Source organism: Sphingobium jiangsuense, assembly GCF_014196495.1.
Taxonomy (GTDB): domain Bacteria; phylum Pseudomonadota; class Alphaproteobacteria; order Sphingomonadales; family Sphingomonadaceae; genus Sphingobium; species Sphingobium jiangsuense.
Genome location: NZ_JACIDT010000001.1, coordinates 1 through 17,246, shown reverse-complemented (window position 1 = coordinate 17,246; position 17,246 = coordinate 1). Strand labels below are relative to the sequence as shown.

At 57.9% G+C, this 17,246-nt stretch carries 16 protein-coding genes and 1 tRNA gene; 9 read left to right on the top strand and 8 right to left on the bottom strand.

Annotated features, from left to right (window positions below; genetic code table 11):
- The 4 genes from eda to GGR43_RS00070 form a co-directional block, all read right to left on the bottom strand.
- On the bottom strand, positions 1-621 hold the full coding sequence (gene eda / locus GGR43_RS00085) for a bifunctional 4-hydroxy-2-oxoglutarate aldolase/2-dehydro-3-deoxy-phosphogluconate aldolase (protein WP_188070321.1): 621 nt from the start codon (positions 619-621) through the stop codon (positions 1-3).
- Positions 621-2,468: a phosphogluconate dehydratase gene (edd, locus tag GGR43_RS00080; RefSeq protein WP_188069912.1), complete on the bottom strand. Its 1,848-nt coding sequence runs from the start codon at positions 2,466-2,468 to the stop codon at positions 621-623. Before edd ends, eda begins: the two co-directional genes overlap by 1 nt.
- On the bottom strand, positions 2,461-3,924 hold the full coding sequence (gene zwf / locus GGR43_RS00075) for a glucose-6-phosphate dehydrogenase (RefSeq protein ID WP_188069911.1): 1,464 nt from the start codon (positions 3,922-3,924) through the stop codon (positions 2,461-2,463). The genes edd and zwf overlap by 8 nt, the downstream gene beginning before the upstream one ends.
- Positions 3,925-4,358: 434 nt before the next feature.
- The gene (locus GGR43_RS00070) at positions 4,359-5,036 is read right to left on the bottom strand and encodes a GcrA family cell cycle regulator (protein ID WP_188069910.1); all 678 of its coding nucleotides are present in this window, start codon (positions 5,034-5,036) and stop codon (positions 4,359-4,361) included.
- 162 nt (positions 5,037-5,198) lie between these two features.
- Between GGR43_RS00070 and GGR43_RS00065 the strand changes: the two genes are divergently transcribed.
- Positions 5,199-6,047, top strand: a complete 849-nt coding sequence (locus tag GGR43_RS00065; protein WP_188069909.1) for an ABC transporter permease — start codon at positions 5,199-5,201, stop codon at positions 6,045-6,047.
- Positions 6,048-6,059: 12 nt separating this feature from the next.
- On the opposite strand, the gene hspQ is transcribed toward GGR43_RS00065, so the two are convergent.
- Complete coding sequence (hspQ, locus tag GGR43_RS00060; RefSeq protein WP_188069908.1) at positions 6,060-6,443, bottom strand: heat shock protein HspQ; 384 nt, start codon at positions 6,441-6,443, stop codon at positions 6,060-6,062.
- A 147-nt stretch (positions 6,444-6,590) separates the two neighbouring features.
- Here hspQ and GGR43_RS00055 point away from each other — a divergent pair.
- Positions 6,591-6,680, top strand: a tRNA-Ser gene (locus GGR43_RS00055).
- A 180-nt stretch (positions 6,681-6,860) separates the two neighbouring features.
- On the top strand, positions 6,861-8,039 hold the full coding sequence (locus GGR43_RS00050; protein ID WP_188069907.1) for a tyrosine-type recombinase/integrase: 1,179 nt from the start codon (positions 6,861-6,863) through the stop codon (positions 8,037-8,039).
- Between the two features lie 131 nt (positions 8,040-8,170).
- On the opposite strand, the gene GGR43_RS00045 is transcribed toward GGR43_RS00050, so the two are convergent.
- Together GGR43_RS00045 and GGR43_RS00040 are read right to left on the bottom strand one after the other, a co-directional pair.
- A complete protein-coding gene (locus tag GGR43_RS00045) occupies positions 8,171-9,052 on the bottom strand; it encodes a hypothetical protein (RefSeq protein ID WP_188069906.1) in 882 nt (293 codons plus the stop codon).
- Between the two features lie 601 nt (positions 9,053-9,653).
- Positions 9,654-10,403 (bottom strand): hypothetical protein, encoded by a 750-nt coding sequence (locus GGR43_RS00040; protein ID WP_188069905.1) that lies wholly within the window; start codon positions 10,401-10,403, stop codon positions 9,654-9,656.
- Between the two features lie 348 nt (positions 10,404-10,751).
- On the opposite strand from GGR43_RS00040, the gene GGR43_RS00035 reads away from it, so the two are divergent.
- The 6 genes from GGR43_RS00035 (at position 10,752) to GGR43_RS00010 (ending at position 15,159) form a co-directional block, all read left to right on the top strand.
- A complete protein-coding gene (locus GGR43_RS00035; RefSeq protein WP_223177224.1) occupies positions 10,752-10,979 on the top strand; it encodes an AbrB/MazE/SpoVT family DNA-binding domain-containing protein in 228 nt (75 codons plus the stop codon).
- A gap of 1 nt (position 10,980) precedes the next feature.
- A complete protein-coding gene (locus GGR43_RS00030) occupies positions 10,981-11,382 on the top strand; it encodes a type II toxin-antitoxin system death-on-curing family toxin (RefSeq protein WP_188069903.1) in 402 nt (133 codons plus the stop codon).
- A 789-nt stretch (positions 11,383-12,171) separates the two neighbouring features.
- Positions 12,172-12,882 carry a hypothetical protein gene (locus GGR43_RS00025; RefSeq protein ID WP_188069902.1) on the top strand — a complete coding sequence of 237 codons (711 nt, stop codon included), beginning with the start codon at positions 12,172-12,174 and terminating at the stop codon, positions 12,880-12,882.
- Between the two features lie 337 nt (positions 12,883-13,219).
- Positions 13,220-13,744, top strand: coding sequence for a hypothetical protein (locus GGR43_RS00020; protein ID WP_188069901.1), 525 nt, complete (start codon positions 13,220-13,222; stop codon positions 13,742-13,744).
- A gap of 515 nt (positions 13,745-14,259) precedes the next feature.
- The gene (locus GGR43_RS00015) at positions 14,260-14,607 is read left to right on the top strand and encodes an XRE family transcriptional regulator (protein WP_188069900.1); all 348 of its coding nucleotides are present in this window, start codon (positions 14,260-14,262) and stop codon (positions 14,605-14,607) included.
- A gap of 9 nt (positions 14,608-14,616) precedes the next feature.
- A complete protein-coding gene (locus tag GGR43_RS00010; protein WP_188069899.1) occupies positions 14,617-15,159 on the top strand; it encodes an ImmA/IrrE family metallo-endopeptidase in 543 nt (180 codons plus the stop codon).
- 577 nt (positions 15,160-15,736) lie between these two features.
- Here the strand turns inward: GGR43_RS00010 and GGR43_RS00005 are convergent.
- Positions 15,737-16,846 carry an endonuclease NucS domain-containing protein gene (locus tag GGR43_RS00005; RefSeq protein ID WP_188069898.1) on the bottom strand — a complete coding sequence of 370 codons (1,110 nt, stop codon included), beginning with the start codon at positions 16,844-16,846 and terminating at the stop codon, positions 15,737-15,739.
- Positions 16,847-17,246 lie beyond the last annotated feature (400 nt).

Genomic DNA, 17,246 nt, shown 5'->3' with positions numbered 1-17,246 from the left:
TTATCCCGCCGCCGGGCGCAGAGCGCAGGCGGCGCGGGCCAGCGCCTCGATCGCCGCAGGATCGGCTGGCCCCTTGGGCACCACCCAGCTGCCGCCCACGCATTTGACGAAGGGCTGGGCCAGCCATTGCGCGGCATTGGCCTCGCTGATGCCGCCGGTCGGGCAGAAGCGCGCCTCGTGAAAGGGCGCGGCCAGCGCCTTCAGGGCGGGCAGGCCGCCCGATGTTTCCGCCGGGAAGAATTTGAAGCGTGAAAGACCAAGGTCCATGCCGCGCATGATATCGGCTGCCGTCGCCACGCCGGGCAGGAAGGGCACGCCGCTGGCGACCGCCGCCTTGCCGAGGGTGTCGGTGAGGCCAGGGCTGACGATGAAGCGCGCGCCCGCCGCCAGCGCGGCGTCGAGCTGGGCCGGGTTGAGCACGGTTCCGGCGCCGACGACCGCGCCCTCCACCTGCGCCATGGCGCGCATCACGTCGAGCGCGGCGGGGGTACGCAGCGTCACCTCCAGCGCGCGCAGGCCGCCCGCCACCAGCGCGCGGGCGATGGGCAGCGCGTCCTCGACCCGCTCCACCACCAGCACCGGCACCACCGGGGCCAGCTCCATCACCTCATCGACCGTCATCATGCAATTTCTCCATCCATCGCGGCCAGCATCGCGGAGGCGCCGCGCTCGGCCTCGTCGCAGCCCTGCCGCATCATCGCGAACAGCTCGCGCCCGGTGTCGTAAGGCGGCGGGGGCGGCGGCAGCATCTCGCGCGCCTTCCACTCCGCATCCTCGACCAGTGCCTCCAGCATCCCCTGCCGGGCGCAGACGCGCACCATGTCGCCATCGCGCAGCCGGGCGAGCGGGCCGCCGCCATGCGCCTCGGGCGAGACATGGATGGCGGCGGGCACCTTTCCGCTCGCGCCGGACATGCGCCCGTCGGTGACGAGCGCGACGCGATAGCCCTTGTCCTGCAACACGCCGAGCGGCGGGGTGAGCTTGTGCAGTTCCGGCATGCCGTTGGCGCGCGGCCCCTGGAAGCGGACCACCACCACCACGTCGCGGTCCAGTTCGCCCGCCTTGAAGGCGCGCAGCACATCGTCCTGGTCGGAAAAGACGCGGGCCGGGGCCTCGATGGTCCAGCGCGCCGGGTCCACCGCGCTCGTCTTGATGACGCAGCGGCCCAGATTGCCCTGGAGCAGCTTCATCCCCCCATCGGCGCTGAACGGCTCCGCGACCGGGCGCAGCATCGCCGGATCGCGCGAGGCGGCGAGCCGCTCCGGCCAGACCAGCGCGTCGTCCACCAGTTCGGGCGTGCGGGCGTAGTCGGTCATGTCCGCCCGCGCGACGGTCAGGATGTCGCGGTGGAGCAGCCCGTTGTCGAGCAGCTCGCCGATCACATAGCCGATGCCGCCCGCCGCGTGGAAATCGTTCACGTCGCCCGACCCGTTCGGGTAGACGCGGGCGAGCAGCGGCACCACATCGGACAGTTCGGACAGGTCCGTCCAGTCGATCAGGATGCCCGCCGCCCGCGCGATGGCGGGCAGGTGGATCGCATGATTGGTCGAGCCGCCCGTCGCCAGCAGGCCGATGGCGGCGTTGACGATCGCCTTTTCATCGACGCAATGGCCCAGCGGGCGATAATCATCATTGGGTTTTCCGTCTTTGGTCCAGCCGATGGCGGCGAGCCGATGCACGGCGGCGCGGGTCAGCTCCGCGCGCAGCTTCGTGCCGGGGTTGATGAAGGACGCGCCCGGCATGTGCAGGCCCATCATTTCCATCATCATCTGGTTGCTGTTGGCGGTGCCGTAGAAGGTGCAGGTGCCGGGGCTGTGATAGGAGGCGATCTCCGAATCCAGCAACTCGTCCTGGCCGACCTTCCCCTCGGCATAAAGCTGGCGCACGCGCTGCTTTTCCTTGTTGGGCAGGCCGGACGGCATCGGCCCGGCGGGAATGAGGATGGTCGGCAGATGGCCGAAGCGCAGCGCGCCAATCAGCAGCCCCGGCACGATCTTGTCGCAAATGCCCAGCAGCGCGACCCCTTCGAACATCGCGTGGGACAGCGACACGGCGGTCGCCATCGCGATCACGTCGCGGGAGAAGAGCGACAGGTCCATACCCGCCTGTCCCTGCGTCACGCCGTCGCACATCGCCGGCACGCCGCCCGCGACCTGCGCGGTCGCGCCGACCTCGCGCGCAGCGAGCTTGATCTGCTCCGGATAGCGGCCATAAGGCTGATGCGCGGAGAGCATGTCGTTATAGGCGGTGACGATGCCGATGTTCATCGCCGTGGCCGACCGGATCGCGGGCTTGTCCTCGCCCGCCGCCGCGAACGCATGGGCGAGGTTGCCGCAGGAGAGGCGCTGGCGGTTGGTGCCCGCGTCGCGCCCGCGCTCGATCAGGTCGAGATAGCGGCGGCGCGAAGGCGCGCTCTTTTCGACGATCCGCCGCGTGACCGCCGCGATGACGGGGTGAAGATCATTCATACCAGCTTGCTCCGTCGCGTTCGATCAGGGCGATGGCCGAGGAGGGCCCCCAGTTCCCGGCCGCATAGGGAGAGATTTTCATCCCCGCCTCCCGCCACCCGGCGATGATCGAATCGATCCATTGCCATTGCGCCTCCACCTCGTCGCGGCGGACGAACAATGTGGGGTCGCCCTCCAGCAGGTCGAGCAGCAGCCGCTCATAGGCGATGCGGCGGCGCTGCCCCTCGAAGGCGGCGGTCAGCGACACGTCGAGGCCGACCTCGCGCAGTCGCGCGCCGCCCCGGTCGAGGCTGGGTTCCTTCGTCATGATGAGCAGGCGGATATTCTCCTCCGGCTGAAGACGAATGATGAGGGTATTGGGTTCCAGCGCCGACCCCGGCCCGTTGCGTGCGAAGATGGAGTGGGCGACCGGCTTGAACTGGATCAGGATTTCGCTGTGCCGCGCGGGCATGCGCTTGCCGGTGCGCAGGTAGAAGGGCACGCCCGACCAGCGCCAATTGTCGATATGCGCCTTCAGCGCGACGAAGGTTTCGGTGTCGGACGCATGGCCCAGCTCGTCGGCATAGCCCCGGACGATCTCGCCCTTGACCGCGCCGGGGCCATATTGGCCGCGCACGCTGTTCTGCCTGACGATCTCGCCGTTCATCGGGCGGAGCGAGCGCAGCACCTTCACCTTCTCGTCGCGCACGGCGGTCGCGTCCATGCGCGCGGGCGGCTCCATCGCGATGATCGACAGGATCTGGAGCACATGGTTCTGCACCATGTCGCGCAGCGCGCCGACGCCGTCATAATAGGAAACCCGCCCCTCAAGGCCGACAGTCTCGCCGACCGTGATCTGCACATGGTCGATATGCCCGGCGTTCCACAGCGGCTCGAACAGCATGTTGCCGAAGCGCAGCGCGATCAGGTTCTGGACGGTTTCCTTGCCGAGATAATGGTCGACGCGATAGATGCGCTCTTCCGCGAACAGCGCGCCGATGGCGTCGTTCACCTCGATCGACGAGGCGAGGTCGTGGCCGATCGGCTTTTCCATCGCGATGCGGGTGGTGGTGGTGACGAGGCCCGCCTCCGACAGGCTGACCGCCGTGGGCGCGAACAGCGCGGGCGGGGTGGACATGTAGATGGAGAGATTGTCCTCACGCCCCTTCACCCGCCCGGCGATGGCGGCGAACTGCTCGCTGTTGCCCGCCTCGGCCGCACAATAGACGATGCGGTCGGTCAGCCGCCTCGCCGCCTCCGCCTCATAGCGCCCGTCGGTGATGAACCGGCGCAGGCCGAGGTCGACATCCTCGCGGAAGGCGGCGTCGCTGCGCTCCGACCGGCCGGAGGCGACGACCAGGAAGTCCTGCGGCAACAGGCCGTCCTGCTGAAGATTGTAGAGCGAGGGGAAGAGCATGCGCCCGGCAAGATCGCCGGTGGCGCCAAAGAGAATGAGCGTGGCAGAACGGTCGGTCAAGACTGGCTCCCCGGAAGAAGGACTATGACGATGTCTGCACGGTGGCAGCCTCTACCGTCTCCGTCCGGTTTGTGCAACAGGCAAGACCGACGCGCAATCGATCAGCGCTTTTTGCGGGGTGATTGGGACGAGGTAGGGCGATGGAGGGCTGGGAGATGGATCGGAACTGGCGGGAGAGTCCAGCAGAGGTGGCTGGCCGTCACGCTCCCGCCCCAGTTCACCCTGAGCTTGTCGACCCGTAGGGCGGGCGAAGCCCAACGGCTGCTTTTCTCCTGGGGCAAGAACAAGGACAGGGCTTCGACAGGCTCAGCCCGAACGGTTTTCCTGATCCCCGAAATACCGGGAAACCTGCACATGTCTGCAATCCTGTAGCCATAAAAAAGAGGCCGACCCAATGGACCGACCTCCCTTTCTCTATCCGATCAAGCCGCGTCTCAGCGGACGCGGGGGCCGCCGAAAGGCATGGGCGGGGGCGGGCGGCGGGTGCCGCGCGGCAGTTGGGCCTGATAGGCGCGGCCGCAATGCTCGACGCAATAGGGGAAGCCGGGGTTCACCTTCTCGCCGCAGAAATGGAAATCCGGCTCGCCCGGATGGCCGATCGGCCATTTGCAGATCTTCTCGGTCAGATCGAGCAGGCTGGTCTTGTCGGCGATTTCCGGGCTGGGCTTGGCGGGCACCAGGCGGCGCGGCGGCGCGGGGGGGATCGGCGCCTGCTGGTCGCCCGGACCCTGGCGGAGGAAGCCGCCCGGCCCCACCGAGACGATGCGCGGTTGCGGCGCGGCCGGGGCCTGCGGCTCGGCGGCCGGGGCGGGCTGGGCCGCCGGAGCGGCGGGCGCGCGCGGCGCGGGGGCGGCGGCGGGCGAGGGTGCCGGCTGGCCGGGCTTTTCCTTCGCGGCCGGCGCGGCGGCGGGCTTCTTGGCGGCGACGGGCTTCTTGCGCGGGGCGTCGTTGCTCTTCACCGGCGACGGGCGCGACTGGAGGCCGAGGCGGTGCGCCTTGCCGATCACCGCGTTGCGGCTGACGCCGCCCAGCTCTTCCGCGATCTGGCTGGCGGTCATGCCCTTTTCCCACATCGCCTTGAGTTGATCTATCCGTTCATCGGTCCAGGACAAAGTTCACTCCATCATCTTGCGGCCATCGTCTTGCAGAACCGCCCGCGCAATATGGGCGTCGCGAGTCGGGAGTTCAACCGAGCCCCGGCCGCCACCCAACGATTCCGCGCCATGCCCATTTGCACTTGCCCGCATCCGGGACAGCCGATAGTCGATCTGCGCATGAACGACCAGAGCAAATCCGCACGGAGCCCGTCCCGACCGCTCGTCCTGCCCGAACCGGGTGTGCCGCGCATCCGCAACATCAACTGGGCGGGGATGCGCGCGCTCTACATGAAGGAGGTGCGGCGCTTCCTGAAGGTGCAGTTGCAGACGATCTGGGCGCCGTCGCTGACGACGCTGCTGTTCCTGATCATCTTCACCGTGGCGCTGGGCGGCGAGCGGCGGACGGTGCTGGGCGTGCCCTTTGCGGATTTCATCGCACCGGGCCTCATCATGATGGGGATGATCCAGAACGCCTTCGCCAATGCGAGCTTTTCCTTCCTCTCCGGCAAGATACAGGGCACCATCGTCGATTATCTGATGCCGCCGATCTCCACCGCCGAACTGCTGTTCGCGCTGGTCGGCGCGTCGATGACGCGGGCGTTCATGGTGGGTGCAGCGATTTCCGCCGCCATCTCGCTGTGGCCGGGGGTGAGCCTCGTCGCGCTGCACCCCTGGGCGATCGTCGCCTTCGCTGTGCTGGGCACGATGTTCGTCGCCTTTCTGGGCGTGCTGACCTCGATCTGGGCGGAGAAGTTCGACCATGCGGCGGCCGTCACCAATTTCGTGATCGCGCCGCTGTCGCTGCTGTCCGGCACCTTCTATTCGGTGGAGCGGCTTTCCCCGCTGTTCCAGGGCATCAGCCACGCCAACCCGTTCTTCTACGCGATTTCCGGCTTCCGCTATGGCTTCCTGTCCGCCGCCGATACCGAGGTGCTGCGCGGGCTCGCCGTGCTGCTGGTGCTGAACGGCGCGCTGGCGCTGCTCTGCTATGTGCTGCTGCGCAAGGGCTGGAAGATCAGGCCCTAGGTCGAACTCGCCTCAGTGCCGGTAGAGCGGCCGCAGCGCATAGCGGCCGTCGCTATATGCGCCGAACAGCCCGGATATGGCCGGGTGGTCCACGGGTTCGTCGCTGTCGTCCCGGTCGAGATTCTGCTGGCTGACATAGGCGATATAGCTGCTTTCGCCATTTTCGGCGAGCAGATGGTAGAAGGGCTGGTCCTTCGACGGGCGCATGTCCTCGGGGATTGACTCATACCATTCCTCGCTGTTGGCGAAGACCGGGTCGATGTCGAAGATGACGCCGCGAAAGCCGAACAGCCGGTGGCGCACCACGTCGCCCACGCTGAAACGGGCATGGGCGATGGCGGGGGCTTCGACGGCAAAGGGTGTGGGGCCGGATGCGGGGGTGATGCTGCGGTTCATGCGTCCAATGTAGGATGCCGCGGGCGGCATACAAGAAAAATGCCATCAGGCGGCTTGGCAAATGCCTCCGGGTCGGTTAATGGCGCCGCTCGACCCGCTTGACGTGGGAAGGGCGGCCCTTCGCGGCCCCCCCCTTCGCAATGGCCCGGAGAGGTGGCAGAGTGGTCGAATGCGCCGCACTCGAAATGCGGTTTACGGGCAACCGTAACGTGGGTTCGAATCCCACCCTCTCCGCCAGAACCCGCTTTCCTACGAACCACTGCGAACGCTGAAAGCGGCGGAATTGCGTCGCTTTTTCTTTGTTTATCGTTCGCGAAGAGCCGTCATAAATCGTCGTTTTCCGCTTATTATTTTATGACGAAACTTATGACTGTATCTTCCCTTTCCCCTTAGCTATCACCGCCGATGGAGGCTGATATGAGGCAATATAAGCGGCTCACGGTGAAAGCCGTGCAGGCGGAAAAACGACCTGGCGTCCATGCCGATGGCGATGGGCTTTATATGCGCGTGCGGGATTCCGGTACGAAGTCGTGGCTTTATATCGGCATGCTCAATGGCAAACGTCGCGAAATCGGGCTTGGCCCGGTTCGTGACGTGCCGCTGGCAACTGCGCGTGAGAAGGCGACGGAATTGCGTGCAGCCTTTCGTATGGGACGCGATCCGGTGGTTGAGCGCAGAATGAAAGCCGCGAGAGAAAATGCCATTCCGACTTTCGGTGCCTTCGCCGATTCGCTGATCGAGGATATTGAAGGCGGCTTCCGCAACGAAAAGCATCGCAAACAGTGGCGATCGACGTTGCAAAATCATGCGGCCAGCTTACGCGACAAGCCCGTCGATCAAATTGATACGGCGGCTGTGCTGGAGGTGCTGAAACCCGTCTGGGACAAACTACCCGAAACGGCATCAAGAGTGCGCGGACGAATCGAGCGGGTGTTAGACGCGGCAAAAGCGAAAGGATTGCGTTCGGGCGACAATCCCGCGCGCTGGAAAGCCCATCTGGAACTGCTGCTTCCCAAAAGGACAAAAGCTGCTCCCGTTCATCATGCCGCCCTTCCATTCACGGAAATTGCGGATTTCATGAAATCGCTTTTGCAGCGCCCGGCATCGGCGGCACGAGCCTTGGAATTCGCTATTTTGACGGCAGCACGTTCGGGTGAGGTGCTGGGTATGAAATGGAGCGAACTGGATAGGGAGAGCGCGGTGTGGACGGTGCCCGCCGACCGTATGAAGGCAGGGAAGGAGCATCAGGTGCCGCTGAGTGCTGCGGCGCTGGCGATCCTCCAAAAAATCCGGCCGGAAAATGCTGAAGCGGATGGAAATGTTTTCGTCGGAAATCAGGGGCAACCTCTTTCCAACATGGCGATGAGTATGTTGTTGCGCCGGATGGGCTATAATAAAATTACCGTTCACGGCTTCCGGTCGGCATTCCGTGATTGGGCAGGGGAGATGACGGAGTTTGCGCGCGAGGACGTTGAGATGGCCCTCGCGCACATTGTAGCATCAAAGACAGAACGCGCTTATCGTCGCGGCAATGCGCTTGCAAAACGACGGGCGATCATGGATTCTTGGGCAGATTATTGTCGGAAAACGGCATAGCGCATGCTGCTGGCGAGATGGCATGTGTGTGTGTTGTATACACATATAGCCATTCAACATCTCTACACTATATATCCTTGATCTCAAACGTGCTTGCGGAACCTATTCTCGCATAAAATTAATGTACAGAATTAGTGGCTGATTTCCAATTTTCCTGCCTTCACGCTGAGCTTCATAAGCAGTGTCAGATCCTCCACTCGCCACTGATCAACCCAGAGCAAAAACAGGCTATGATAGGGTTCCGGGATACGGTGCTTCTCTCCCCTCTTCCAATTTCCTGTATCGGGATCGTCATAGGCTTTTTTAGGCCAATAGGATTGGAAGCAATAGCTGATAGGTTCGGGCAGATTTCTGAGTTTCTTTCGCCTTATAAGAACTGGTGATCGCCTGATTTTCGAGTTTGCAATTTTTTTCAGCCGCCGATTTTCCAACTTCCGCAACCGTTCCACGACCGCAATCATACCCTTCGAAATCAGACAATGCACATGGAGGTGAAAACGTTCATCGTTCGGATTGAATTCACCGTGAAGACCGGCAAACAGAAAGCCATCCGCCTCAGTGGCGCCCATGCGTATCAGATTAGCCCGCAACTGTGCGAGAAGCTTTCTTGGATCGGTACCCATCAGTTCCTGAGGATGGATAATCCATTTTGTTGGAAGGATATGAGCCGTCGTCACCGGCGCGTTGGCGGGATTAGCGTATAGCGACCACAGCCATCCGACAGTGCGGATGCGCTGTTCGCGCATATAGATGCTGCTGGCTGGCGTATTTCCTCGTTCATCGAATTCGGTAGCTCTCCGGAGCCGTATCGCCAATTTTCTGGCGGCTTGTGCATCTATGATATCGGGGAACTGGTCGGCAATACGCCGAAGCCGTTCAATCCGAAGCTCATCTTCCCGACGGGCATCATCCAATGTTTCAAACTTGATGAGGCCATCCCGGCGCCTAGTTCGAAGGTCGGGACGATATTTCTTCGGCGGCAGACGTAGTTTGCTGATACCGGGACGAGCCATGATTTTCTCCATAATGATAGGCATGCGGAAGCGAGCGCTTCCACGTCATGCGAAGTGAAAGATTGGGATTGGCGCTGGTCAGGTTTCGACCAGCGCTAGCATTTGCAAATCAGGACATTCGGCGTGATTTTGTTATAGAGACATAACTTCGGTCACGCCCAAGACTCATGCCTAGTGTCTCGATTGGGTGTGGCTGGAACGGTTCTTTGGGGAAGTCGTATCATGTGCCCACCTCGGATTTCGTCTCCAAGAGGCATAAATTCTCCTTCACCGGAATCATTGTGATTCCGGAGAGATTTTGCTGTAGGTGTTGCTTGAGAATTTGCCTAAATGGCTACGAGTACCCGCGCTCAATGAGGGCACGGATGCTTTGTATGGTGACAAGGGTGCGGCGCCCCACCTTCACGCGTTTCAAGTGGCCGGAGGCGAGCAGTTCAAAGATTTTGGTGTTGCCCAGACCTGTAAGCTGGCGTGTCCCTTCAATTGTTACAGTCAATGGTTCCATAACGTTCCTCTTTCGTCGCTGAGCCACGGTGGCTGGCGAGTGAGAACGACCAAACCTGAATTCATCCTGTTGATAAAACCAACGGGTCCACGAGGTTCAAGGTTCAATAGTGGAGTTTTTTTGTTCCTTATACTCCTTGATGATCCTTTGAGCCTGTCGCCGAACAGTTGTCTCTGATGGCGGTTTTCCATCAATTTCGCCTGCTCTTTGTAGGATGGCGGCTTCAAGCTTGGCTTGAGTACCTTCCCTCTCTAGAGGGCCAAATTCCTCCTCCAATTTCCTGTCAAGGATCATCGCCCTGTAAGAAGATAAAATTTTTTCCCAGTCCCACTTTGGTTTTCTTAATATACTTCCCGGTCTAATCAATGAAAAACGAATATTTTTATCAATTATATATTTTATCTCATCATGTAAAAATGAAACACCAAATGCAACATATCTTTTACCAACTTTTGTTGTGTAAAAATCTTCTCCTTCTTCATAAATAAGTAATATTTCTGGTTCGTCTGTTGTAGCGAATGTGTTTTTTTCCCAATTCCATAAGTTGTCGTCATAGAAAGATACGCTTCTTTGGCGCCAAAATCCCTTTATTATGTTTACACGATCAGGTCTGGCATCATAATACCATCTCTTCACCTTTATCTCTTTTGATTTTCTCCAAGATCCAACTTTTCCCATATCTGGTTCAACGATGATATCATCGGCAAGTGCGCAGAGTTTGCCGTTACGAAGTGCTTCTTCTAGTAGGGACTTGGCCATATCATAATTCCGGAATGCTACTCTGGCCCAATTCAGAGCCTCGCGAGCTTCAATCCAGTCGTCAGAGCGTCTATCTTCGTCCTGCATTATGCCCTCTCTCATTTACAGTATAGCCGATGCCATACTGACGCCACCTCGCAGGTAACAGCATTGAACGCATTTAATCGGAATTACTAGATGAATCCTTTAGGATTTAGTTTTCAATGCTTGAATCCTAAGTATCTCTAGCGACGCCATCTGACTGGAATGAACGAAGCCGCTGTCTTCGCACTTGTTTGTTTGCCGTCAACATTTGCTTTATGTTTGATGGCAAACTCAGCGTCGATTTCCGCTATCCTTTCATCTCTTTCCAAATTGAGGATGGAATTCCATAGCCAGATAGTATGGAAAGCGCTTGGTACTTGATTGGAGTATCATTCATGTTATAACGTGGGTATGAACATGTCTCTCAAAATCACCAAAGTTGGGAATTCTGCGGGAGTTTTGCTTCCCAAGGAAATTCTGGCCAAACTGCGCGCAGGCGTAGGGGATACCCTCTATGTGTCTGAAGCTCCAGACGGCATTCGTATCACGGTTTCCAACCCCGAATTCGAAGCCAAGATGACGCTGGCCGAACAGATCATGCGCGAGGATCGGGACATATTGAGGGTCTTGGCGAAATAACATGCCTGATAATAGTGAGCCGGTCTGGATAGAGACCGAACTGGCTCTTGCCATTCATGATCGCCAATTGGCCGAACATGGCGGGCCAACGGGTCTGCGCGATGCGTCGGGTCTGGAATCCGCGCTAGCCCGTCCTCGCAATCGCTGGGTTTACGGAGAAACGGATATTTGTGCTCTGGCGGCGGCTTATGCTTATGGTCTCGCTCGCAATCACCCTTTCATCGATGGAAACAAGCGTACAGCTTGGGTGCTGGCACGCCTGTTCCTTGCACTGAATGGCGTAGCGATTCAGTTTATAGCGGAGGATGCGATACGCATCGTACTGAGTCTTGCCTCAGGTGAAATCGATGAAGAGAAACTCTCGGACTGGTTCAGAGCCAGGCATATTGTCGCGAGCAACTAAGCAGGTTTCGCCGCTCGTTCGATCTTGCATTGTACCAATCAGCGGCCGGAGAATCTCGCAGCGTGGGCAAGTGGAGGAACAGAATGCAGGGCTAGAAACAGAGGGACGCCGCGGCGGCCACATATGACAAAAGAGACTGGCGGCTTACGGGTGCTCGACGTGGATAGCTGCCCTTCTTAGCCGTGGCTGAGTGGCGGCTGCCGCTAGTATAGCTGCCGTTCGAGGCATAAGCTGGAGCCTTCAAAACTTGCCCTACGTTCATCGATCAATGTGTGGGCCTGAGTGACTTGGTGTGGGACAAAACTGCCGTACCCAATGCGGTCCAGCATGACGGGTTTCAAGCCAAAAGCCGCCTTCTGCGGATCTTGGGAGCGAGCAATCCTGACCGGTTGCGTACTGTCGCGTTTCCGCCTTCTGATGTAGATTGCTGCCGCTAGGTCATGTTGCGAAACCTCGTCTGAAGCGGTTTCCTACCCTTCCCCAATCCGACAGGGTTTGTCGTACATCGTCGCCACGTCAGCGGCAAAAATCGGTGCGCACGGCATGTTTCGGGTGGGACTGCGTGCTTTGCTGTCGGAAAACATGTGATCGCCGACAGGCGGCTTTGCGTTCAGGTCTTGCCATTCAATTGCATCCCGCGCACTCCGTGTAGCGGGTCCTCCCGTTGCCTCAACAAGGTAAGTTGCGGTCCAGCTAGCCATCTTGCGCGACATTGATTGTAACGCCCGCTATATGGGCGCGACCGCAAGCTTTTGATGTTATGGGCATTGGGGGAGACGAAGGGATTTCATGGCTGAATGGCACCACGATAGACTTGAAGGCTTCAATCTGAAGAAGCTTGCCAGCAGGCTGTCCGTAGGCGTGACGGCCAAACTTCAATTCGATTTCGCCTGCAACCGGGGTCATTCATTCGGCGAGTACCACGTTCACGGCGTGGTAAACGAGGTTCTCTCCGCCAATATCGACCCGGATAGGTTCAGAGTTCATTCGGGCTATCCGCATCCGGCCATTCAGACTGAGGAAGCGAAAGGACGGAAACGCGAGTTGGACTTTCTCATTGAGGATAAGGGCGATAGCTCCATCATGCTCTGCATTGAGGCCAAGTGGGCCGGCTCTGGGCATTGTACTGCCCATAATCTCCTCTTGGACCTATGCCGCCTACACCTCGTCAAACGGACGGCCCCTGATGCGCTATGTCTCTTCGTCTTGGCAGGTCGGCAGGACAAGATGAACAAACTGTTCGAGAGCCCCATTCTTGCGGATGGGACCGGTTGCCTCGTTCGCCCTGGAGCGAAGGTCAATGGGCGGAAGCGCGACCGCAAGAAGACGTTCGCCCTGATCGGTCATCCTACTCACCAAACCGAGCTTGATAGGTTTAAGGACGTCAATTCAGAGAAACTCCCTACGATCCCGGATGAAATTTGCACCACTTATGCACCTGTCTTCGACCGCGTGGGCCGGTCTGACTATTGGCAAGCTTTGGTCTGGACCGTGTTTTAAGTAGCGGTGTTGCGGTCACGGCGGCTTTCTGTTTCTAGGCCACATGTTCGCCTGAGGTTAGACGAGCCCGCCATGTACGACAAACAAGTGTTTTCCGACTGGCCGCTTTGTAATTTTTTCAAATGCAAACTAACTTGCCGCACGAAGGAATGGAGATGCGTCATTTTTACGCCCCCGACAAGGTTGAATGATACCAAATGCCCGGTACCCTAGAACAAATCCCGAGAAAATAGAGCTTTATGCCTTGGCCCTTACTGAGCTTCGTATGCGGCTAAGATATATTAGTGACATCGCGAGCAGCAGTTTGCCCGATAGAATTAAAGGAGAGTGTTGCTATTTGCAGTTACGCCTTTCTGTCGAGTGCTTTGCCATCGGTATGCTGGCCGCACAGGGCGATTTTAAAACTCATAAAGCATTCACTAAGTATTATAGTCCTGTAGAAATATTTAAAGCACTGGAAATTGCCTATCCGCATTTCTTCCCCAAGCCATCGATTCCGAGAAAAATGGCAGACGATATTTGGCACTTTGATGATGTCGGTCATGGTAACTGCATCACGCGCACAGAACTTGAGAAGCTTTGGCAGCAATCTGGCGATTATCTTCACCGAACATCACTAAAGAAATATATAAAAAATTCGCCTGCAGCGAACTATAAACCTATCTACGAGGCTACAGAGCGATTCTGGAATCTCGTCCGCTCGCATCAAATTTTTTTATCGGATCACACTTCATACCTTCAGATCGAAATTGGTCGAGACGACGATGCTATGCGTTGCTTCTATATCCACTTGGATCAGAAAAACGGAACGGCGCGCATCGAACGCTACAATATCGAACTGATAAATCCTCGCGGACCTTAGGATAGCCCGAAGCTTACACGAAAAACTGGTGTTTTCCGACATGTCCTGTTTGTGGTGCGCACCTGTGGCTACGAAACGAGCGACTTTTGGCACGTAGCCGACCGGCGGAAGTTCAATTTCCGGAAGACCGGTTTCGGTGTAAGCCGACGCTCCAGAGGCCGCAACGGAACGGCTTGAGTTGGTCGAAGAGCAGCCGCTCTTGGTTTACTAATTCACTTATGACAAAAATGCAATTTTGTCATTTTTGTCATATATGTCACTGTAAAGGCAGGATTTGGCCGATAGCGGATTGTCCGTTTTGGATAGCAAGTAGTATGATAGCGGCCGTTGCAATTGCGCCGCATACACCCAAACTTTGCCGGGAACACATTCTTAGGTGATCATACCATGCCACTGGCGCAACAACCCCTTGCGTTTTGAAAATAAACCTGATAGGTTGATAAATATGAGGTTTAGGTTGACGAATTCTCCAATTCGGCTATACTGCTTATATACAGGGGTAGAAAGGAGAAGCCATGATCACAGAGCTAGGAAAGGAGCTTCGGAAAATCAGGATTGATCAAGACGAGCGACTTCTGGACATGGCGGAACGCTTGGAGAAGTCGGCGGCGTTTGTGTCGGCCGTTGAGGTTGGCAAAAAATCGCCACCGAGTGGCTTTGAGGAAGCCGTCATACAGGCATACAGTTTGGCCACGGACGTTGCCGAACGATTGCGTCAAGCTGCCGACAGGGCACGGAAAGCTTTTACGATCGAGCCGAACTCAATGCTCGGACGGGACACGGCAGGCCTGTTGGCTCGCCGGATGAACGATCTTTCGGAGGATCAACTGAAGGACATTCGTGAGATTTTGAATAAGAAATAGGGGTTGCGAATGAGTGGTCAGGACTTCATCGTTCCGGCACGTAGCTGGGACAACATTGAGCAAGTGGCTCAGGGTTGGCGGTCGAAGTTTGGCCTCGCCGACACACCCTATACGCCCATCATGGAAATGATGGAGAAGGTTCTCGACAACCGGCTGAATTGCTTCACGCTCATCCCGATGGCTGCGGCCGAAATGGGTCCGGCAGAAGGTTATACCGAGCCTGATGGTAAATTCATCTGGTTGCGAGAAGACGTGTATTATGGCGCATGGGCCGGCGAAGGACGTCATCGTTTCACCGCCGCCCATGAGCTATCGCATTGGGCGATCCATACGAATATTCCATTGGCAAGGGCGATGCCCAACCAAAAGCTCCCCGCTTATCGGCTGAGCGAGCCGCAGGCAAACCAGTTTGCCAGTGAGTTGTTGATGCCCGCAAAGTTTTTTACGCGATTTGATTGCGAACACGATGTCATGGAACGGCACGGTGTAAGCTATCAAGCCGCCAGTAATCGCCTCGACTATCTTCGCAAAAAAGGGAAAATCGTCGGATAAAATAAAGACCTGAGCAGGGCTCAGGCCTCCATTTTCTCATCGGGCTCACAGGGGCTTGCCGGTGAGGAAGCCGAAGACAAGCACTGAATCGAACGTTTCGCAACGCCGCGCTTAGCGGGATTGGATTCACTTGTCAAGGTAATAGCGCCCCTCGGAGACGTGGTATGGCGACGGGAACCCTCCCGCCAGCGCCCCCCGGATACCGTTACATCTTCCGCCCTTGGCGGAAGTGTGCGCACACCGGCAAGGTGCTTTACGCTAAGGCTTTCGGGCTGAAAGCGTGGCCTATCCTTATTCCGGTTTAACCGCGACTAAGGCGACGGTGGGCTTCGGCCCACCGTCGGAGGTTAGCCATGCAGCGTTTCATTGTTAAACTGCTTTGACAGGAGATAATGATGAGTAATCTAAAAGGCCCGCGTAAAACCGTCTATCGTAATTCCGAAGACGGGCGTTTTGTCACTGAGCGCTATGCTGAACGGCATCCGAAAACGACGGAAAAGGAGCGCGTAATCGTTCCCCAAGCAAGATAAGCGTGTGGTGCGCTTCGATCCAAGGAGCGGGGCGCACCCACAGCAAACTATGCGGCTTGCGTCAGGGGCTTGTTCATGCCCCACCTCTCTTTCAGGCGTTCGATTGTGTGCCGCCATTTTGGCGTCACCGGCTTACAAACCGTATTTTGGTTACCGAATAACCCAATTTCATCGACCGCCTCGCTGAGCGGCACGGTGTGTATCCAGCGAACTGGCACGAAATATTCCATGTGCTCTGGATCTTCGGCATGCTCCCGATGATAGACCCCGTCCTTCAATACCTCGAGTGCCGGGCGTTCGCCCTCGGGTGTCGCGATTTTGAACTCGGTGATTGGTTGCCTCGCACCGATCACCTCTCCAACGCCGACGAAGCCATAACCGGGGGCCTTTACCCACACGCGATCACCGACCGAAAGCAGATTGAGCGTATTGCTATACCAACTCCCACCTCCGCCGCTGATGAATCCGTAACGTCGGCCCTCGTCCCAGCTCCGCGTCGTGCTATGCCCGAAACAAGCGTAGAACTCGCCGTTCCATGGCTCGCGTTCCCGCGTCCCGCGCGTCGTGGCGGGCGTAGCGGCGCTGACCTGTATTTGCACGGGGTCCACGAGCCAGGTACGGCTAAGAAGTTGTTGTTCCCCATTAGCGAACACCTGAAAACACAGCACGTTGATGGGAATGCCCTTGTCGCCAAGATATTTGACGATGCGCTCGCTGCTGTCATCAAGATGTGTCGCTACTATTACGATCTGATGGCTCTCGTTTAGCGTATCCTCGTCGAGCGGCTGGCCAAAGCGGTGAAGAAAATCGTCCGCGAGATCTCGACCCGGTGCGAACCGTCCATAGATTGCGGCAATGTCGCTGGCCTCAAGCTCCTCGACCCAGCTAGCGTAATCGAGCGCCTGTGCAACCACTTCGCGGGGTGTGCGATCGCGTTTCAGTTCAATCAGGATCAGAGCGCCATCCGGCGCAAGTGCCAGCAAATCGAGCCGCCCGGCGGTTGTCGTTTCCTGTCGGCCGATCAACATCCACTCGTCCGAGAGAATGCGCGGAGCGGCGACGATCATGTCTTCAAGCGCGCGTTCGCTGGCGATTCGCGTTTCGGGGAGGGGTTGCGGTTGTGGTGCTATTGTCCAGATGTGGTTACGAATGGGCATGGTTCAGATATTTACTCGTGTCTGGTTGCTGTTTGAATGCATCGTATAGCGGCTTCGCAAGCCGGTATTCTTTAATAGTTATCGCAATCAAAAGGTCCAATTGGAATGTCACGGCCGATCATTACGCTGATAATGGAAGATTCCATAAATGCTTGCCGGACTCGTGGGGAAGGTTCCACATCACAAGTTCCGATATCCTGATTACCTTCCGCGTTTCTCCGTAAGGAGATAATCTTTTCGGCCCATGAATCAGTATTAACTCCATAATCGTAGAGGGTGAAAGCCATATCGATAAATTTTCCAACTGTCCGGCGTCAGCGCCAATGGCACAGATTTGAGGTTGTGAATTAAGGAGGATTTGGGCTTCGTCGTAGTGACGAAGGAACGAAGATGAAGCCCA

What these genes read in the sequence shown, in the direction of transcription:
- eda (WP_188070321.1), bottom strand. Translation starts at nt 621, where the DNA reads ATGACGGTCGATGAGGTGATGGAGCTGGCCCCGGTGGTGCCGGTGCTG.
- edd (WP_188069912.1), bottom strand. Translation starts at nt 2,468, where the DNA reads ATGAATGATCTTCACCCCGTCATCGCGGCGGTCACGCGGCGGATCGTC.
- GGR43_RS00065 (WP_188069909.1), top strand. Translation starts at nt 5,199, where the DNA reads ATGAACGACCAGAGCAAATCCGCACGGAGCCCGTCCCGACCGCTCGTC.
- hspQ (WP_188069908.1), bottom strand. Translation starts at nt 6,443, where the DNA reads ATGAACCGCAGCATCACCCCCGCATCCGGCCCCACACCCTTTGCCGTC.
- GGR43_RS00050 (WP_188069907.1), top strand. Translation starts at nt 6,861, where the DNA reads ATGAGGCAATATAAGCGGCTCACGGTGAAAGCCGTGCAGGCGGAAAAA.
- GGR43_RS00045 (WP_188069906.1), bottom strand. Translation starts at nt 9,052, where the DNA reads ATGGCTCGTCCCGGTATCAGCAAACTACGTCTGCCGCCGAAGAAATAT.
- GGR43_RS00040 (WP_188069905.1), bottom strand. Translation starts at nt 10,403, where the DNA reads ATGCAGGACGAAGATAGACGCTCTGACGACTGGATTGAAGCTCGCGAG.
- GGR43_RS00035 (WP_223177224.1), top strand. Translation starts at nt 10,752, where the DNA reads ATGAACATGTCTCTCAAAATCACCAAAGTTGGGAATTCTGCGGGAGTT.
- GGR43_RS00030 (WP_188069903.1), top strand. Translation starts at nt 10,981, where the DNA reads ATGCCTGATAATAGTGAGCCGGTCTGGATAGAGACCGAACTGGCTCTT.
- GGR43_RS00025 (WP_188069902.1), top strand. Translation starts at nt 12,172, where the DNA reads ATGGCTGAATGGCACCACGATAGACTTGAAGGCTTCAATCTGAAGAAG.
- GGR43_RS00015 (WP_188069900.1), top strand. Translation starts at nt 14,260, where the DNA reads ATGATCACAGAGCTAGGAAAGGAGCTTCGGAAAATCAGGATTGATCAA.
- GGR43_RS00010 (WP_188069899.1), top strand. Translation starts at nt 14,617, where the DNA reads ATGAGTGGTCAGGACTTCATCGTTCCGGCACGTAGCTGGGACAACATT.
- GGR43_RS00005 (WP_188069898.1), bottom strand. Translation starts at nt 16,846, where the DNA reads ATGCCCATTCGTAACCACATCTGGACAATAGCACCACAACCGCAACCC.